The following is a 16,994-nucleotide window of genomic DNA, read 5'->3' on the forward strand; positions in this document are numbered from 1 at the left end:
GAGAGGGAGGGAGCGACGCAGTCGCGGAAGGGTGAGGGGGTTGTGTCCCGATACGTCCCCCTCATCCTTCCCGCTGATTGCATCAGCGGGCCCCTTCCTTCTCCCACAAGGGGAGAAGGAAAATGGCTGACAAACCCACGCTCGATCAATGGTCCGCCGCCGCCGCCAAGGAGGTGAAGGGCAAGGACCTTAGCTGGCAAACGCCCGAAGGTATCGCGGTCAAGCCGCTCTATACCCAAGAGGATGTGGCGGGCGTCGACCCCGGTCTGCCCGGCTTCGCGCCCTTCACCCGCGGCGTCCGCGCCTCGATGTATGCCGGGCGTCCCTGGACCATCCGCCAGTACGCCGGCTTCTCGACTGCCGAGGAATCCAACGCCTTTTACCGACGCAACCTGGCTGCCGGGCAGAAGGGCTTGTCGGTCGCCTTCGATCTCGCCACGCACCGCGGCTATGACAGCGATCATCCGCGCGTGGTGGGCGATGTCGGCAAGGCGGGCGTGGCGATCGACACGATCGACGACATGAAGATCCTGTTTGACGGCATCCCGCTCGACCAGATGTCGGTCAGCATGACGATGAACGGCGCAGTCATCCCGGTGCTCGCCTTTTTCATCGTCGCGGGCGAGGAGCAGGGGGTTCCACAGGAGAAGCTCGAAGGCACGATCCAGAACGACATCCTCAAGGAGTTCATGGTTCGGAACACCTATATCTACCCGCCCGAACCGAGCATGCGGATTATTTCAGACATTTTCGCCTATACCAGTGCGAAGATGCCGAAATTCAACAGTATTTCCATCTCCGGCTACCATATGCAGGAAGCCGGCGCCACTCAGGTGCAGGAGCTTGCTTTCACCATCGCCGACGGCATGGAATATGTGAAGTACGGCGTCGCCAGCGGACTGGATATCGACAAGTTCGCAGGCCGGCTGAGCTTCTTCTTCGCAATCGGTATGAACTTCTTCATGGAAGTGGCGAAGCTACGGGCCGCGCGGGTGCTGTGGCACCGGGTGATGACGCAGCTCGGTGCGCAGGACGAGCGCTCGAAGATGCTGCGCACCCATTGCCAGACCTCGGGCGTGTCGCTCACCGAGCAGGACCCGTACAACAACGTCATCCGCACGACGATCGAGGCGATGGCGGCGATGCTCGGCGGCACCCAGAGCCTCCACACCAACGCGCTCGACGAGGCGATCGCGCTGCCCACCGACTTCTCCGCCCGCATCGCCCGCAACACGCAGATCGTGCTGCAGGAAGAGACGGGGATGACCAAGGTCGTCGATCCGCTGGGCGGCAGCTATTATGTCGAGAGCCTGACCCAGCAACTGGTCGACAAGGCCTGGGAGATCATCGAGCGGGTCGAAGCCGAGGGCGGCATGGCCAAGGCGGTCGCCGCCGGCTGGCCCAAAGCGATGATCGAGGAAGCCGCGGCCGCCCGTCAGGCGCGGGTGGATCGCGGCGAGGACGTGATCGTCGGTGTCAACAAGTACCGGCTGGCGAGCGAGGACCTGCTTGAAACGCTCGAGGTGGACAATGCCGCCGTGCGCGAGGGCCAGATCGCCCGCATCCAGCGGGTGAAGGCATCGCGAGACGAGGTGGCCTGCCAGGCGGCGCTCGATGCGCTGCGTGCGGGCGCGAAGGGGGGCGGCAATCTGCTGGCGTTGGCCGTGGTCGCGGCGCGGGCGCGGGCGACGCTGGGCGAAATCAGCGCGGCGATGGAAGACGTGTTCGGCCGCTACGCCACGCAGCCGACGCCGGTGAAGGGCGTCTATGCGGCACCCTATGCGGAAGACAGCCGTTGGGCGGAAGTCCTGCGGGGCGTCGAGGCCGTGGAGCGCCGTCTCGGCCGCAAGCCGCGGCTGCTCGTCGCCAAGATGGGGCAGGACGGGCATGATCGCGGCGCCAACGTCATTGCCTCGGCCTTTTCGGACATGGGGTTCGAGGTGGTCAGCGGCCCGTTGTTCCAGACGCCCGAGGAAACCGTGGTGCTGGCGCTCGACAGCGACGTCGATGTCGTCGGCGCGTCCAGCCTTGCGGCCGGGCACAAGACGCTGATCCCGGAACTGATTCGGGGTCTGCGCGAAGCGGGGCGGGGCGACATCAAGGTCATCGCCGGCGGGGTGATCCCGCCGCAGGACTACGAGATGCTGCGCGCGGCGGGCGTGCAGGGCATCTACGGGCCGGGTTCGAACGTCGTCGAATGCGCCGCGGATGTGCTGCGCCTGCTCGGCCACAACATGCCGCCGCTCGAGGCGGCCGCCGAATGAGTCTGGGCTTCTCCGTCGAGGCGCTCATTCCGCGCGCTCGCGGCGGCGGAGCGCTGCGCATGGGGCTGGTGCGGGTACCGGAGGCCGAATGGCTGACGCCTGCGGCGGATCTGGCGGCGCGGGCAGCGGTGTTCGCGGACGTGCCGGATTGCGTGCAGGTGTTGCCCGAGGCGGAGACCGCTGTGAACGAGATCGCAGGGATGCTCTCACACCGCGACCTTCAAAGCCGTCATCCCGGCTTCCGCCGGGATGACGGTCTGGAGGGAAAGACCGCTCGCGCCGCCGCCGCTCTCCGCAGCGCCGCTGCAGGCGTGTGGGAGGATCTGTGCATCCTCACGCCCGACGCTTCCGGCCAGTACCGCCTCACCGCCGCCGCGCTGGCCTTCCCGACCGACTGGCACCTGCACGAAAAGCTCGGTCACGCGCTTACCCCCATCCATGCGCCGATCCATGGCTATGCCGAGCAGCTGGCCGCGGGCGTCGATCATTTCTTCGCCACGCTCCAGCCGGGCGCGATCTTCGGTCGTACCAACTGGTTCGTCGTGGCGAGCGATGCCTGGCGATACCTGCCGCAGGACGAACCCGAAGTCCGCTTCGCGCATGTTACCGCAGAGAATGCCAGCGCGACGCTGTTCGTCCGCTGCGAGCGCCAGACGCTGCGCCGCCTGCCCCAAAGCGGGGCAGTGCTGTTCACCATCGGCATCCATGTCGAGCCGCTCGATCGCCTGAGCAGCGAGGCCGTCGCCCGCGTCGCCCAGTCCGTCGCGGGGATCAGCAGCGGCGAGCACGAACGCCGCGCTGCGCCCTTTTACGCGGAGGCCCTCACCCGCTATGCCGAGCGGCGTAACCGTTCACCGGAGTTGCTTGCTTGACCCTCGAATCCTCCCCCGTCCGCACCGACTGGACCCGCGACGAGATCGCCGCGCTGTTCGACCTGCCGTTCACCGAGCTCGTGTTCCGCGCGGCCGAAGTGCACCGCGCCAACCATCCGGCAAACCAGGTCCAGCGCTCGACCCTGCTGTCGATCAAGACCGGCGGCTGCCCCGAGGATTGCGGCTATTGCAGCCAGTCGGCGCATGCCGAGACCGGCCTCAAGGCGACCAAGCTGATGGACCCCCGCGCGGTGCTGCAGGCGGCGGCGCAGGCCAAGGACCATGGCTCGACCCGCTTCTGCATGGGCGCCGCCTGGCGCAACCCCAAGGACCGCGACATGCCCGCCATCGTCGAGATGGTGAAGGGCGTCCGCGCGATGGGCATGGAAACCTGCATGACGCTGGGCATGCTCACCGACGAGCAGGCCAAGACGCTCGCCGATGCCGGGCTCGATTATTACAATCACAATATCGATACATCGCCGGAGCGGTACGGCGAGGTGATCACCACCCGCAGCTTCGAGGAGCGGCTGGAGACGCTGGAGCATGTCCGCGAGGCGGGCATCAACGTGTGCTGCGGCGGCATCGTCGGCATGGGCGAGACGCGCGGCGACCGGGTGGGCTTCATCCACGCACTGGCGACCCTGCCGGTGCATCCGGGCAGCGTGCCGGTCAACGCGCTGGTGCCGGTGAAGGGCACGGTGCTGGGCGACATGCTGGCGGACACGCCGCTGGCGAAGATCGACGATATCGAGTTCGTCCGCACGGTGGCGGTGGCGCGCATCACCATGCCGCGCTCGATGGTCCGCCTCTCGGCCGGCCGCGAGAGCATGAGCGACGCGACCCAGGCCTTGTGCTTCCTCGCAGGCGCCAATTCGATCTTCACCGGCGACAAGCTGCTGACCGCAGGCAATGCCGGCGACGACAAGGACGCGGCGCTGTTCGCGCGCCTCGGCATCACGCCGATGGCGGCGGAGTGCAAGGTGGAACTGGAGGCGGCGGAGTAACCATGCGCCGCCAGCTACTGACGGCGATTTTCTTGGTTGCCTCAGCCATGCTGGCGTTGTGGCTGTTCGGCGAGTGGTACGTATACGGCATGGCGGAGTTTGATTGCGCTGACCGATCTGGCGACGTCCAAGCCTGCGCCCGGGCAATTCAGTCTTCAATAGAAATCAAAGCTCTTTGCGGTCTGATCGCCTGGATCGTCGGGTGCTTTCTCATGCTTCGCGAGTGGAAAAGGCACTAATGTTCAAGAAAATCCTCGTCGCCAACCGTGGCGAAATCGCGTGCCGGGTGATGCGCACGGCCAAGAAGATGGGCATCGCCACGGTCGCGGTCTATTCGGATGCGGATGCCCGCGCGCCGCATGTGCGGATGGCGGACGAGGCGGTGCGGCTCGGGCCCGCGCCGGCGGCGGAGAGCTATCTCCGCGCGGACCTGATCCTGCTCGCCGCCAAGGAAACCGGCGCCGATGCGATCCACCCCGGCTATGGCTTCCTCTCCGAGCGCGAGAGCTTCGCCAAGGCCTGTGCCGAGGCGGGGATCGCGTTCGTCGGCCCGCCGCCGGGCGCGATCGCGGCGATGGGCGACAAGATCGAATCGAAGAAGCTCGCCAAGCAGGCCGGCGTGAACGTCGTCCCCGGTTTCGTCGGCGAGATCGAGGATACCGAGCATGCGGTGCGGATCGCCGGCGAGATCGGCTATCCGGTGATGATGAAGGCCTCGGCCGGCGGCGGCGGCAAGGGCATGCGGCTGGCGTATAGCGAGCAGGACGTTCGCGAAGGCTTCGAGGCGACCAAGCGCGAGGGGCTGGCGAGCTTCGGGGACGACCGCGTGTTCATCGAGAAGTTCATCGAGAGCCCGCGCCATATCGAGATCCAGGTGCTGGGCGACCAGCATGGCAACATCGTCTACCTCAACGAGCGCGAATGCTCGATCCAGCGCCGCCACCAGAAGGTCGTCGAGGAGGCACCGTCACCCTTCGTCACGCCGGAGATGCGCAAGGCCATGGGCGAGCAGGCGGTCGCCTTGGCGCGGGCGGTCGGCTATTACAGCGCGGGTACGGTCGAGCTGATCGTCTCGGGCGCCGACAAGACGGGCCAAGGCTTCTACTTCCTCGAGATGAACACCCGCCTCCAGGTAGAGCATCCGGTGACAGAAGCGATCACCGGGCTCGATCTGGTCGAGCAGATGATCCGCGTCGCCGCCGGCGAGAAGCTTGCCTTCGGCCAGGACGAGGTGAAGCTTAACGGCTGGGCGATCGAGAACCGCGTCTATGCCGAGGATCCCTATCGCGGCTTCCTGCCGAGCACCGGGCGGCTGGTGCGGTACCGGCCGCCGGCTGCCGAGAAGGCGGGGCAGGGCTATATCCGCGTCGACGACGGGGTGACCGAAGGCTCCGAGATCAGCATGTTCTACGATCCGATGATCGCCAAGCTGGTCACCTGGGGGCCGACCCGCGACGAAGCGGCGGACCTGCAGGTGCACGCGCTCGATCGTTTCCGGATCGACGGCATCGGCCACAATATCGATTTCCTCTCGGCGATCATGCAGCATCCGCGCTTCCGATCGGGCGAACTGACCACCGGCTTCATCGCCGAGGAATATCCCGAAGGCTTCCACGGTGCGCCGGCCGACGATCAACTGGTGCGCCGCCTCGCCGCGGTCGCCGTCGTGCTCGACCTCGCCCGCACCGCACGGGCCGCGGAAATCTCCGGCCAGCTCGGTGCGGTCGCGCTTTCCACCGAGCGTTCGGTGCGGATCGGCGAGCACCGTTTCGAGGTGACCGTCGATGGCTGCGAGAGCGGGTTGCTGGTCAACCTGTCGAGCGACTCGCCGCCGCTGGAGGTTTCCGGTCATTGGCGCCTGGGCGAGCCACAGTTTTTCGCCCGTATCGACGGGGTGGAGTTCGCAACCTCGGTGGATCGTATGCGCAGTGGCTGGAAATTGACGGCACACGGCGCCGCCCATCTGGTGGAGGTGCTGCCTCCGCACGTCGCGCAATATCGCGATCATATGATCGCGAAGGTACCGCCCGACATGACCCGTTTCCTGCTCGCCCCGATGCCCGGCCTGTTGACGCGGCTGCACGTGCAGCCGGGGGACAAGGTGGAAGCGGGACAGGCGCTCGCGGTAATCGAGGCGATGAAGATGGAGAATATCCTGCGGGCAGAGCGGGCAGGGGTGGTCAAGGCCGCGAACTTCGCGCCCGGCGACAGCCTGACCGTGGATTCAGCCATCCTCGAATTCGAATAAGGAATTGGTTTAACGATGCTTTTTGCGCGCTGTCCCGTTTGGGTGCGGCGGAATTGGGCTTACGCCTTGCGTTTCTGTTGCATCTAGGCTTGTCGTCCACCCGCGATCTGCGCAACGTGGAGCGAATCCTTGCGGCGCTTGGGGCAATCGCGGGATATCGGAGGGGGTGGGTCCGGTGCAGGAAGAAGACGGTTTCACGCGCTGGATCGAAGCATGTGCCGCGGGTGAAATGCTCGGCATTGCCTCGGCGGCTTTGTGGTGGGTAACCATCGATCGGGTCGATCTCGGTGCGGCGGGTGGTCCCGCGGACTGGCTGCTGTTCATTGGCAAGGCGGCTAGCGGATTGGCACTGGGTTTGGTGCTGGGCAGTCTGCAAAGCTGGGCGTTGAAGCGGCAATTTCCGGCGCTGAATACGCGGCTATGGGTGATCGCGACCACGATCGTCTCCGTTGCGCTGTTCGCGGTCGCCGCCTGGTATTCGGTGTTTTTGCCGTTCGATCAGCAAAGCTTGGTGCCGGTGGCGCATACCCCATTCGAAACCGCCATCACCTCGGCCGGTTTCGGTGTTGCGCTCGGCATTCTGCTCGGGATCGCGCAAGCGGTCGTACTACACGGCGCGGCCCGACGCGCGTTCTGGTGGATCCTCGCGAGCGCCCTGGGATGGGGAGCCGCGTTGCCTTGCATCTACCTCGCCGCATCCGTCGGGAGCAGCGCGCCGGGATCCCTGGAGATTGCAGCGCGTGGCGTGGTTGGCGGCGTCGCTTCCGGCATCGTTCTGGCCGGGATTACCGGAATGTCGTTTGCAGTGATGCGGCTTCGGGTGCGAGCGTGATCGGACTTAGAGCGCGATGACACGATGTTGCCCCACCATGAGCTGCTAGCCTCGCCCTAGCGTAGGTGCGCCGCGAACAGCTCCAGAATTTCCGTGTAGAGGGCTCGCTTGAACGGAACGATCAGGTCGGGAAGCGCGCTCGGCTCTACCCAGCGCCAGGCGCGAAACTCCGGTTCGGCCGTCTGGATGTCGATGTCGTTATCTTCGCCAAGGAAACGGAAGAGGAACCAGCGCTGCCGCTGACCGCGCCATTTTCCCTTCCAGATCTTGCCGACCAGATCCTCTGGCAAGTCGTAGAATAGTTCGCCGGGCGATTCCGCGAGCAGGTCCGCGTGGTGCCGAGCGATGCCGGTTTCTTCGCCCAGTTCGCGGAAAGCGGCGTCCAGCGGCTCCTCGCCGGGATCGATCCCGCCCTGCGGCATCTGCCAGGCTTCCACGACAGAATCGAGGCGCTGGCCAACGAACACCTTGCCCTCTCGATTGAGCAGCATCACGCCGGCACAGGGGCGGTAGGGGAGCGAAGCAATATCGGTCATGGGCGTTCCCTATCGGCTGGTGCTCACGCGCGGAAGGGGTGTCTTTCGCGTCCTTGTCGCGCATCCTACATCGCTGCAGTGATCCCTGTCGTCCACCACCCCGATTATGTCGCGCCTGCGCCCGCGGGCTCCGCCTATTTGTGGAACAAGAATGGCCTTGTCCGCGATCTGCTGTTGGCGGCGGGGAGCCGTATCACCTGGCACGAACCGGATCCGATGCCGCAATCCTGGCTGGAGGCGGTGCACGACCCCGACTATGTCGCGGAAGTGCGCGAGGTGCGGGTGCCGCAGCACAAGACGCGACGGATCGGTTTCCCTGTCACCGAAGCCGTCGCCCGCCGCGCCGAACGTGTACCCGGCGGAACCTTTCTCGCAGCGCGGCTTGCCCAGCGCCATGGCTATGCCGGCAACAGTGCCGGGGGCAGCCACCACGCGCTTGCCGAAACCGGTGCCGGATTCTGCATATTCAACGATCTGGCGGTCGCTGCCGTGCGCCTTGTCGAAGAAGGCCATGCGCGCCGCGTGTTGATCGTGGATTGCGATGTCCATCAGGGTGACGGCACCGCCGCCCTGACCGCCGGTCGGCCGGACATCGCCACCTATTCGATCCATGCGGAGAAGAACTTCCCGGTACGCAAGGCGCGTTCCACCGTCGACGTCGGGCTTCCCGACGGCACCGGCGATGCGGAGTATCTCGACATCCTGGCGGGCACGCTGCTGCCGCTGCTGGCGAGCTTCGACCCGGAGATCGTTCTATATCAGGCGGGCGTGGACCCCTATGCCGGCGATCGGCTTGGCCGGCTTGCGTTGAGCGAGGCCGGGCTGGTGGCCCGCGATCATTGGATGGCAGAGACGCTTCGACGGCGCTCTGTCCCGTTCGCCAGCGCGTTGGGCGGCGGTTATGGCGCCGATGCACTGGAAGTGGCGGAGCGCCACGTCGCCTCGATCCTGACATTGGGCGCAGCCGCGCTCGGCGCTTGCAACCGGTCGGCGCAAGGCGCATCTGACCGCGCATGAGCCAATATCCCGCGCTTCGCCTGCGCCGCACCCGGGCTTCCGCCTGGAGCCGGCGTCTCCACGCCGAAACCGTGATCACGCCCGCCGATCTGATCTGGCCCTTGTTCGTCACCGAAGGCACGGACGAGGAGCCGATCGCGGCACTTCCAGGCGTTTCGCGCTGGGGCCTGAACGGGATCGTCGCGCGCGCGCGCGAGGCTCGGGACCTTGGCATTCCTTGCCTTGCATTGTTCCCCAACACGCCGGCCGGACTTCGCACCGAAGATGGGCGGGAGGCGACCAACCCGGATAATCTGATGTGCCGGGCAATCCGGGCGATCAAGGATGCCGTGCCGGAGATCGGGGTGCTGACCGACGTTGCGCTCGATCCCTATACCAGTCACGGCCATGACGGGATCGTCGATGCCGCCGGTTATGTGCTGAACGACGAGACGTCGGCCGTGCTGACCGAACAGGCATTGGTGCAGGCGGCGGCGGGTGCGGATATCGTTGCGCCGAGCGATATGATGGATGGCCGGGTGGGCCAGATCCGCGAGGCGTTGGAGGAGGCCGGCCATCGCAACGTGCAGATCATGGCCTATGCCGCCAAATATGCGAGCGGCTTCTACGGCCCGTTCCGTGATGCGGTGGGGAGCCGTGGGCTGTTGAAGGGCGACAAAAAGACCTATCAGATGGATCCCGCCAATGCCGAGGAAGCGTTGCGCGAGGTTTCGCTGGACCTGTCGGAGGGCGCCGATAGCGTGATGGTCAAGCCTGGGCTGCCCTATCTCGATATCATTCTTCGCGTAAAAAATGCTTTCGAAGTTCCTGTATTTGCCTATCAAGTTTCGGGCGAATACGCGATGATCGAGGCCGCTGCCGCGGTAGGCGCGGGGGATCGTGAGGTGCTGGTGCTGGAGACGCTGCTGGCGTTCAAACGGGCAGGCTGCTCCGGCGTCCTCAGCTATCATGCACCGTTGGCGGCGCGGCTGCTGGGGGCATGATCGAAACGGCACGGCTGCGGCTGCGGGTGCCGGAAGCGGGGGATTTCGACGCCCTTCACGCGCTGTGGAGCGATCCTGTGGTGATGCGCGATCTCGGCCCGGTGAAGACGCCTGCCCATAGCGAGGCGACGCTCGCGCGGCACCAGCGCTATCGCGACAGCGATGGTCTCGGGTTTTGGGTGGTCGAGCTGCGAGACGAACCGGTGGTCATCGGGTTTTGCGGGCTGAAACCCGGGGCACCCGGTACGCCGATCGAGGGAGAGCTCGAAATCGGGTGGATGTTCGCATCTGCCCATTGGGGGCAGGGTTATGCGCAGGAGGCTGCCCGAGCCAGCCTCGATTGGGGATGGGCGAACCGGGATGCCGCGCATATTGTGGCGATCACCGCCGCAACGAACCAGTCCAGTCGCAAATTGATGGGGCGGCTCGGCATGACGTGGTTCACCGATTTCGACCATCCGGGTTTTCCATTCGACAGCCGATGGCGCGAAAGCACCGCCTACCGCATCGTTCGCCCGTGAGGGAAGGCGAGCGCGAACCGCGCATGGCGGTCGTCGCGCGACTTACGCCGGCGCTGTTCGTCACCGCGATTCTTCTTGGCTCGTTCCTGCTGTTTCTGGTCCAGCCGCTGATCGCGCGGATGGCATTACCGCGGCTGGGCGGGGCGCCTGCCGTGTGGAACTCGGCAATGCTCGTCTACCAGGGCTTGCTGCTGGCCGGCTACGCCTATGCGCACCTGCTTCGGCGTCTTTCCGCGCGTTGGCAGGCAGCCGTCCATTTGGCACTGCTGGCCATTGCCGCCGGCTGGCTGCCGATCGGCCTGGCGCGGTTTTCCCTGCCTGCCGGTGCCGAGCCGGCGCTATGGGTTCCCTGGCTGCTGGTCGCCTCCATCGGGCCGTTGTTCCTGGCGGTCTCCGCCCAGGCGCCGCTGCTCCAGCGCTGGTTCAGCCTTTCGACGCACGGGCGCGATCCATATGCGCTATACGCCGCATCGAATATCGGCAGCTTTGCCGGCCTCATCGCCTATCCGCTGCTTGTCGAACCCCTGCTGACGCTGGGCGATCAACGGCTGCTGTGGAGCGCCGGATATTGTCTGCTGCTCCTGCTCGTCGCGGTTTGCGGGACGCGGTTGCCGCGCACGGGCGCGGCGGTGGCGCTTGAACATATCAGCCCCGCACCTTCGGGGACGGTCTGCATTCGCTGGATGCTGCTCGCGCTGGTGCCGTCGGGCCTCATGCTCGCTACGACGACGTTTCTCACGACCGATATCGTCGCGGGGCCCTTGGTGTGGGTATTGCCCTTAGGCATTTATTTGCTGAGCTTCACGGTGGCGTTTCGCGAATCCGCGCTGATCGCGGAATTATCCGCGAAACTGATGCCGGTGCTGCTGCTGATGTTCGGCGCCACGATGATCGCGGGCAATCACCAACTCGCCTATGTCAACGCGCTGATCGGCCTGTTCCTGCTGTTCGCGGTGTGCGTCGCGTGCCATGCCCGGCTCTATGCCCTGCGGCCTGCACCGGACCGGTTGACCGGCTTCTACCTGGTCTTGGCGTTGGGCGGGATGCTGGGGGGCGTTTTCGCCGGGTTACTCGCGCCGCTGCTCTTCGACTGGACCTATGAGTATCCGCTGCTGATCCTCGCGGCCGGCGCGCTGGTGCCGCAGTTGCCGCTATTCGCTCCCTTCGGCGCGATCTGGCGCAGCCGCGGCCGCCGGGTGCTGCTGCTCGCCTTCTGCATGGCGGTGGCAGTGCTGGTCCGCGCGGGCAGCGATCCGGACTGGTTGGGAGCGATGCACACCCAATTTGCCTTTGTGCTGGTCGCTCTACTGGGCCTGCTCGCAATCGGCTGGCGGCCACCGTATCTGATCGCGCTCGCGGCGGGCCTGTACCTGTTCGGCGGGCAGGATGCGATCAAGACATCGCTGCAAGGCGACCGCACCCGCAGCTATTTCGGCATCTATACGGTTAGCGACGGTCCTGACGCGCGGCGGCTTGCCCATGGTACGACCCTGCACGGCATCCAGCTGAAGGGGGCGCGGGCGCTGCGTCCAACCACCTATTATCAGGCGGGTTCCGGGGTGGGGGCCGCATTGCAGGCGAGCCCGATGCTGTTCGGCGCAGCAGCGCGGATCGGCGTGGTCGGCCTGGGAACCGGCACGCTTGCCTGCTACGCGCGTCCCGGTCAGCACTGGCGCTTCTTCGAAATCGATCCGACGGTCGTCCGCATCGCCCGCGACAGCGGCGCATTCACCTTCCTGCGGCACTGTACGCCCAACGTCCCGATTACGCTGGGGGATGCGCGCCTGCGGCTGGCGGAAAGCGCGCCGGCGAGCTTCGATCTGCTGGTCCTGGACGCTTTTTCCTCGGACGCGGTGCCGATCCACCTGCTGACGCGTGAGGCCTTTGCCGGCTATGGCCGCGTCGTTGCGCCGAAGGGACTGCTGCTCGTCCACATTTCCAATCGCTTCCTGGCACTCGGACCCGTCGTTGCCGGCGCGGCTGCCGCAAGCGGATGGCAGGGCATTCGGATGGTCCACGCACCCAGCCGGAAGGAACGGGAAGAGGAGGGCGCTACCTCCGACTGGATCGCGCTGAGCCGCAGTCCCGAGACCCTCGCCGCGCTGGATGCGCGGAACCCGCATTGGCGCCGCCTGACGATGCCTGCGGATCGTGCTGGCTGGAGCGACGACTATGCCTCGGTGGTACGCGCGTTGCGGCTGTTCCACCCTGCGGAGGCGTGGGCCGACTAGCCGGCTTTCAGCGCCGCTTCGAGCGTGCGGGCCCGATCTTCCTGTGCGGCGACGCGTGCGCCTGCGCGGGTTATCGCGGTGTCGAGTGCGGAATAGGGGGCCAGCCCGGCCGCCCCGCGATCGATGGCAAGCTTGTCCAGATCCGCCAGCGCGACGCTGGCCCGCGCATGGAGGCCATCGAGGGCGCTGAGCGCCGACTGCGCATCGAGCCAGGCGGAAGTGCCCGGCGCCGCACCCCGCGCGCGGGCGATCTTCGCGTCCGCATCCCGGGCCGCTGCGGTGAAATCGCGATCTGCCGCGTCGATCGCTTCGACCAACGCAGCGATGCGCGAATCGAGTTCGGCATCCGTGCCCGGCGGGGGCACCGGCCGCTTCGGCTCGCTGAAATCGGCATTCTCCGTCGCGCGCGGCAGCAGCGAAGGATAGCGGGTGCTGGTGTGCGCACAGCCGGCCAGCAGCGCTGCGGATACCGCAAGGGGGAGAAGCGATCGCATTCCTCCGCCATATGCCCGTGGAAAACTTGGCGCAACGGGGTTGCACTCTGCGTCGAGCGCCGATAAAGGCTCGCCTCCACCAGGCGCCCGTAGCTCAGCTGGATAGAGCATCAGACTACGAATCTGAGGGTCGGACGTTCGAATCGTTCCGGGCGCGCCATTACCCCCGCCAGAGCCTCGCTCGGCGGGGGTTTGTGTTTCTGGTCCCGTGGGCGGCGTTCAATCCGCCGGATCGAGGCGGTCGAGGATGCAGCCGCCCGCCATCAGCACCGTGACCGCGCAGGCCGCGAAGAGGATCTTGCCCAGAATGCCCGGATATTGGGCAAGATACTGGGCGCCCCGTTCGGCCGCGCCGTTCGCCAGGCCGAAGATCACGAGGAATGCTTCGAACTTCGATTTGATGACGAACAGCCGTCCAATGCGGTGGACCATGGCCGCTGCGGTACCAAATATGCCGGCCCGCAAACAATCTGATAGGCTGGCTCACCTGTCTCGTAATTCGACAATCCCCAGCACATCGAGCAGTGCCCGGCGCGCCGATTCGATCCGGTCGAGCAGGGCGGGCTCCGCGAGCTGCGTCGGATCGATTGCTTCGGGCCAGTGGGTTTCGATCACCGCGGCGATCCGATCGAGGCGCGCGGCATCGACCAGGAACCGCGGATCGACGGTCGCAGGATCCGCGACGACGCGCAGTCGCAGGCACGCCGGCCCGCCGCCATTCGCCATGGATTCGCGCACATCCACCACTTCCACCTGCCGGATCGGGCCGTTGCCGGCGAGATGCGCCTGCAGCCAGTTCCAGACGCTGGGCGTATCACGCGCCTCGCTCGGCACGATCAATGCGGTGGCACCGCTCGGCAGGGCGACGAGCTGAGCGTTGAACAGATAGGAGGAAATGGCATCGGCGAGGCTGACCTCGGCATCGGGCACTTCGACGATTTCGACCTCCGGCAGCGCGCGATGCAGTTGCTCGTAAAAGTGATGCTTGTCGGCGAAGGCCTTTTCATGCGCGAACAGCACGCGACCATTGGCGACGGCAACGACATCGTTGTGAAACGCGCCAGCGGCGATCGCTTCTTCGGATTGCTGGACGAACAGCGTGCGATCGGGATCGAGCAGATGACGCCGGGCGATGGCGGCGCTGGCATCGGGGTGTTGGCGCGCGGGGAAGGGGCCGCCGGCGATCCCATAGACGAAAACCTCCACGCCCTGCGCATCGTGCGCCGGCGCCAGCCGCATATGGTTCGCCGCGCCCTCGTCTCCGAACGGCGCCGGCACCGGCGGATGGACCACAAAGGCGGGGTCGGCGAAGGCGAGGCGGAGCTGGGCGAGCGTTTCGGGCCATTCATGGCTGCGATGCGGCAGCGTGGCGAGATTGGCGACCGTCAGGTGGCAGCGCCTGTCCGCCGTATCCGGCGCAGGCGAAACGGTGGCGGCATTGGCTGCCCACATCGGCGAGGCGGAAAGCGCCTGTGCCTGGCTGTGCGGCGGGGCGTGCGCATAGCTGAGCCCGAGCTGGGCGAGCCAGGCATGATCCGGGCGCGCGTGCGGCAGAAGGATGCCCTGCGGCAGGCCGAGGGCGAGGTTCGCCCGCATCTTCGCAATGCCCTGCAACGCCGCGGCGCGGGGATGCGACCGCTGCCCGCGATTGCGCGTCGCCGCGAGATTGCCGGGGCTGAGCCCGGCATAGTTGTGGCTGGGGCCGACAATCCCGTCGAAATTGATTTCTGTACGCATCAGCGTTCGATCCAGACAATTGCGTCGCCGGGGGCGACCCCAAGCGCTTCGGCGGCGGCGGGATCGATCGTTACGCCGTCCTGCACCTCGCGGACCTGCGCCAGCGCGGCGTGGAATCCGGCGAGGCGGCCGGTTGCGGCCAGCGCCGGCTCGCCCGCGGGATCGATCGCGACGATCGTGGCCCGGCGCGCGTCCCGAATGGTCTTCACCTGATCGGTGCGGGCCGTCATGGTGGGGCCACCATCGAAGATGTCGATGTAATTCTCAAATGCAAACCCTTCGTTTTCCAGCATTCGCATGGCTGCGCGGCCGGAGGGATGCGGCAGGCCGATCACCGAACGGGCGCTTTCCGACAGCATCGCGGTATAGACTGGATGCTTGGGCATGAGATCGGCGATGAACTGGTTGCCATGGGTGGCGTTGAATTCGTCCGCCTGCTGGAAGTTCATTCCGAAGAAGCGCCCGGCCACACCGTCCCAGAAGGGGGATCCGCCGGCTTCGTCGATCACGCCGCGCAACTCGGCCAGAATGCGATCGGCAAAGCGCGCCCGGTGCTGGGCGATGAATAGATATCGGCTGCGGGCAAGCAGCAGGCCAAGCCCGCCGGCGCGCTCGCCGGGATGCAGGAATAGCCCGCCGACTTCGGTGCAGCCTTCCAGATCGTTCACCAGGCTGAGGATTTCGGCGCGAAAGGTGCGCTTCAGTTCCTGGCTGTGCTTGGTGACCGTGCCGATCCGATAGCTGTAGAACGGCCATTGCTGCCCGACGCGGGTGAAGATCTGGCAGGTGCCGCGGACATCGCCGGTTTCGATATTCTCGAGGATCAATACGAACAGGTCGTCCGCTTGGGCGTGGTCATCGCGAGCCAGGGCCGCGTGGCTGCGCTCTAGCTTGGCGCGAAGGGCGGGCTTGTCCGGCGGAAGATTAGTGAAACCTCCGCCAGTTAGCTTTGCCATCTCATATAGATGCTGAAGATCTTCATCGCGCGCGACGCGAATGCGGAAGGTCATGGATGGCCCCGTTGGATAAGACGCAGGATGGTGAGGGCGGAGAGCGCGGCGCGTTCGGGCAGGCTTTCGGGGATCAGGAATTCGTCGGCGGAATGGATCGCGCCGCCGCGTACGCCCATCGTGTCGACCACGGGCACGCCGCACGCCGCGATATTGTTGCCATCGCAAACGCCGCCCGTGGCTTTCCAGGCGATTGGAATGCCGAGATCGGCGCCGGCCTGCCGGACCAGGCCGAACAGGCGGTCGGCCCCCGCATCGATCGGCTTGGGTGGCCGATTGAAGCTGCCATGCAATGTGATCCGAACCTCGTACCGCGAGGAAATATCGGTGATTGCGGCTTCGATTGCCGCTTGGGCCCGGGCGATCGCGGCTGCATCGCTTGGGCGAAAGTTGACGCGCAGGACGGCCAGATCGGGGACGACATTATTGGGGCCGCCGCCATCGATCCGCGCGGGGTTGACGCTGAGGCCGGGCGCGCGGGCGTCGGCCAGGCGCACGGCCAGGGCTGCCGCCGCAACCAGGGCGTTGCGACCGTCTTCGGGGTTGCGGCCAGCATGGGCGCTGCGGCCGCACACCACCAGCGAGAAATTGCCGGTCCCGCCGCGCGCGCCGGCCAGCGTGCCGTCAGGCAAGGCGGGTTCATAGGTGAGCGCCGCCATCTTGCCCCGAGCAGCCTCGGCGATCAGGCGCCGGGACGAGAGCGAGCCGGTCTCCTCGTCCGAATTGATCAGCACGACATAGCCGAACCGGGCAGCGAGCGGGCTTTGCTCGACAGCTTCCAGCGCGGCGAGCAGCAGCGCCAACCCGCCCTTCATATCAGCGGCACCGGGTGCATTGAGCGTGCCGTCCGTCCGCCATTGGCCATGCTGGAACACGTGATCGGCACCGAACACCGTATCCATATGGCCGGTGAACAGCATCTGGATTGGCGCTTCCGGCCGTACGACGAGATGGAGATGCTCACCATGGGCCAGCGGCTGCACACCCCCATCGGGAGTTACGGTTTCAACCGGCTCGGGCGGCACCAGCGCCAACGCGCCCGGCAGTGCGGAGAAGGCCTCGGCCAGCGCTTCCGCCATGCGCTGCAGGCCGGCAAGATTGCGGGTGCCGCTGTTGATCGCGGCCCAGGCCTCGGTTCTGGCAAGCATCGGCGCTGCCTGCGCCCTCTCGATGGCTGCCCGTTCGATCGCGGAAAGCTCGTTCATGCGGGCGGTGGTAGCCCGGAAGCGGGAACCTGAACAC

16 protein-coding genes and 1 tRNA gene are annotated in these 16,994 nt (G+C 66.2%); 11 read left to right on the forward strand and 6 right to left on the reverse strand.

What is annotated here, in order from left to right; translation table 11 throughout:
- Positions 1-122: 122 nt before the first annotated feature.
- From scpA to DD559_RS07640, 6 genes are all read left to right on the forward strand, one after another.
- Positions 123-2,264 (forward strand): methylmalonyl-CoA mutase, encoded by a 2,142-nt coding sequence (gene scpA / locus DD559_RS07615; protein WP_116468649.1) that lies wholly within the window; start codon positions 123-125, stop codon positions 2,262-2,264.
- The gene (locus DD559_RS07620; protein WP_116468650.1) at positions 2,261-3,136 is read left to right on the forward strand and encodes a heme-dependent oxidative N-demethylase family protein; all 876 of its coding nucleotides are present in this window, start codon (positions 2,261-2,263) and stop codon (positions 3,134-3,136) included. The genes scpA and DD559_RS07620 overlap by 4 nt, the downstream gene beginning before the upstream one ends.
- Complete coding sequence (gene bioB / locus DD559_RS07625) at positions 3,133-4,143, forward strand: biotin synthase BioB (RefSeq protein ID WP_116468651.1); 1,011 nt, start codon at positions 3,133-3,135, stop codon at positions 4,141-4,143. The genes DD559_RS07620 and bioB overlap by 4 nt, the downstream gene beginning before the upstream one ends.
- A 2-nt stretch (positions 4,144-4,145) precedes the next feature.
- Positions 4,146-4,382: a hypothetical protein gene (locus DD559_RS07630; RefSeq protein WP_116468652.1), complete on the forward strand. Its 237-nt coding sequence runs from the start codon at positions 4,146-4,148 to the stop codon at positions 4,380-4,382.
- Positions 4,382-6,391, forward strand: a complete 2,010-nt coding sequence (locus tag DD559_RS07635; RefSeq protein WP_116468653.1) for an acetyl-CoA carboxylase biotin carboxylase subunit — start codon at positions 4,382-4,384, stop codon at positions 6,389-6,391. The genes DD559_RS07630 and DD559_RS07635 overlap by 1 nt, the downstream gene beginning before the upstream one ends.
- Positions 6,392-6,566: 175 nt before the next feature.
- A complete protein-coding gene (locus DD559_RS07640) occupies positions 6,567-7,223 on the forward strand; it encodes a hypothetical protein (protein ID WP_116470784.1) in 657 nt (218 codons plus the stop codon).
- A 56-nt stretch (positions 7,224-7,279) separates the two neighbouring features.
- On the opposite strand, the gene DD559_RS07645 is transcribed toward DD559_RS07640, so the two are convergent.
- The gene (locus tag DD559_RS07645) at positions 7,280-7,759 is read right to left on the reverse strand and encodes an RNA pyrophosphohydrolase (RefSeq protein WP_116468654.1); all 480 of its coding nucleotides are present in this window, start codon (positions 7,757-7,759) and stop codon (positions 7,280-7,282) included.
- A gap of 78 nt (positions 7,760-7,837) precedes the next feature.
- On the opposite strand from DD559_RS07645, the gene DD559_RS07650 reads away from it, so the two are divergent.
- The 4 genes from DD559_RS07650 to DD559_RS07665 are packed head-to-tail and all read left to right on the forward strand — an operon-like array spanning position 7,838 to position 12,511.
- Positions 7,838-8,776, forward strand: coding sequence for a histone deacetylase family protein (locus tag DD559_RS07650; protein ID WP_116468655.1), 939 nt, complete (start codon positions 7,838-7,840; stop codon positions 8,774-8,776).
- The gene (gene hemB, locus DD559_RS07655) at positions 8,773-9,759 is read left to right on the forward strand and encodes a porphobilinogen synthase (RefSeq protein ID WP_116468656.1); all 987 of its coding nucleotides are present in this window, start codon (positions 8,773-8,775) and stop codon (positions 9,757-9,759) included. Before DD559_RS07650 ends, hemB begins: the two co-directional genes overlap by 4 nt.
- A complete protein-coding gene (locus DD559_RS07660) occupies positions 9,756-10,280 on the forward strand; it encodes a GNAT family N-acetyltransferase (RefSeq protein WP_116468657.1) in 525 nt (174 codons plus the stop codon). The genes hemB and DD559_RS07660 overlap by 4 nt, the downstream gene beginning before the upstream one ends.
- A 23-nt stretch (positions 10,281-10,303) precedes the next feature.
- Positions 10,304-12,511 carry a spermidine synthase gene (locus DD559_RS07665; RefSeq protein WP_116468658.1) on the forward strand — a complete coding sequence of 736 codons (2,208 nt, stop codon included), beginning with the start codon at positions 10,304-10,306 and terminating at the stop codon, positions 12,509-12,511.
- Here the strand turns inward: DD559_RS07665 and DD559_RS07670 are convergent.
- Positions 12,508-13,005, reverse strand: a complete 498-nt coding sequence (locus tag DD559_RS07670) for a hypothetical protein (RefSeq protein ID WP_116468659.1) — start codon at positions 13,003-13,005, stop codon at positions 12,508-12,510. The two genes, DD559_RS07665 and DD559_RS07670, sit on opposite strands and share 4 nt — an antisense overlap.
- 83 nt (positions 13,006-13,088) lie before the next feature.
- On the opposite strand from DD559_RS07670, the gene DD559_RS07675 reads away from it, so the two are divergent.
- Positions 13,089-13,165: transfer RNA gene (locus DD559_RS07675), tRNA-Arg, on the forward strand.
- A 59-nt stretch (positions 13,166-13,224) separates the two neighbouring features.
- Here DD559_RS07675 and DD559_RS07680 read toward each other — a convergent pair.
- From DD559_RS07680 to DD559_RS07695, 4 genes are read right to left on the reverse strand one after another with little or no spacing between them, the layout of a single operon-like run.
- A complete protein-coding gene (locus DD559_RS07680) occupies positions 13,225-13,437 on the reverse strand; it encodes a hypothetical protein (protein ID WP_116468660.1) in 213 nt (70 codons plus the stop codon).
- A 51-nt stretch (positions 13,438-13,488) separates the two neighbouring features.
- A complete protein-coding gene (locus DD559_RS07685) occupies positions 13,489-14,742 on the reverse strand; it encodes an N-succinylarginine dihydrolase (protein ID WP_206364473.1) in 1,254 nt (417 codons plus the stop codon).
- On the reverse strand, positions 14,742-15,752 hold the full coding sequence (locus DD559_RS07690; RefSeq protein WP_116468662.1) for an arginine N-succinyltransferase: 1,011 nt from the start codon (positions 15,750-15,752) through the stop codon (positions 14,742-14,744). The genes DD559_RS07685 and DD559_RS07690 overlap by 1 nt, the downstream gene beginning before the upstream one ends.
- A complete protein-coding gene (locus tag DD559_RS07695; protein WP_116468663.1) occupies positions 15,749-16,957 on the reverse strand; it encodes a hydrolase in 1,209 nt (402 codons plus the stop codon). Before DD559_RS07695 ends, DD559_RS07690 begins: the two co-directional genes overlap by 4 nt.
- Positions 16,958-16,994 lie beyond the last annotated feature (37 nt).

The organism is Sphingomonas pokkalii (assembly GCF_003096275.1).
GTDB lineage: Bacteria > Pseudomonadota > Alphaproteobacteria > Sphingomonadales > Sphingomonadaceae > Sphingomonas > Sphingomonas pokkalii.

Excerpts from the sequence above, each read along its gene's own strand:
- scpA (WP_116468649.1), top strand. The coding sequence starts at position 123 with ATGGCTGACAAACCCACGCTCGATCAATGGTCCGCCGCCGCCGCCAAG.
- DD559_RS07620 (WP_116468650.1), top strand. The coding sequence starts at position 2,261 with ATGAGTCTGGGCTTCTCCGTCGAGGCGCTCATTCCGCGCGCTCGCGGC.
- DD559_RS07630 (WP_116468652.1), top strand. The coding sequence starts at position 4,146 with ATGCGCCGCCAGCTACTGACGGCGATTTTCTTGGTTGCCTCAGCCATG.
- DD559_RS07635 (WP_116468653.1), top strand. The coding sequence starts at position 4,382 with ATGTTCAAGAAAATCCTCGTCGCCAACCGTGGCGAAATCGCGTGCCGG.
- DD559_RS07645 (WP_116468654.1), bottom strand. The coding sequence starts at position 7,759 with ATGACCGATATTGCTTCGCTCCCCTACCGCCCCTGTGCCGGCGTGATG.
- hemB (WP_116468656.1), top strand. The coding sequence starts at position 8,773 with ATGAGCCAATATCCCGCGCTTCGCCTGCGCCGCACCCGGGCTTCCGCC.
- DD559_RS07660 (WP_116468657.1), top strand. The coding sequence starts at position 9,756 with ATGATCGAAACGGCACGGCTGCGGCTGCGGGTGCCGGAAGCGGGGGAT.
- DD559_RS07665 (WP_116468658.1), top strand. The coding sequence starts at position 10,304 with ATGGCGGTCGTCGCGCGACTTACGCCGGCGCTGTTCGTCACCGCGATT.
- DD559_RS07670 (WP_116468659.1), bottom strand. The coding sequence starts at position 13,005 with ATGCGATCGCTTCTCCCCCTTGCGGTATCCGCAGCGCTGCTGGCCGGC.
- DD559_RS07680 (WP_116468660.1), bottom strand. The coding sequence starts at position 13,437 with ATGGTCCACCGCATTGGACGGCTGTTCGTCATCAAATCGAAGTTCGAA.
- DD559_RS07685 (WP_206364473.1), bottom strand. The coding sequence starts at position 14,742 with ATGCGTACAGAAATCAATTTCGACGGGATTGTCGGCCCCAGCCACAAC.
- DD559_RS07690 (WP_116468662.1), bottom strand. The coding sequence starts at position 15,752 with ATGACCTTCCGCATTCGCGTCGCGCGCGATGAAGATCTTCAGCATCTA.
- DD559_RS07695 (WP_116468663.1), bottom strand. The coding sequence starts at position 16,957 with ATGAACGAGCTTTCCGCGATCGAACGGGCAGCCATCGAGAGGGCGCAG.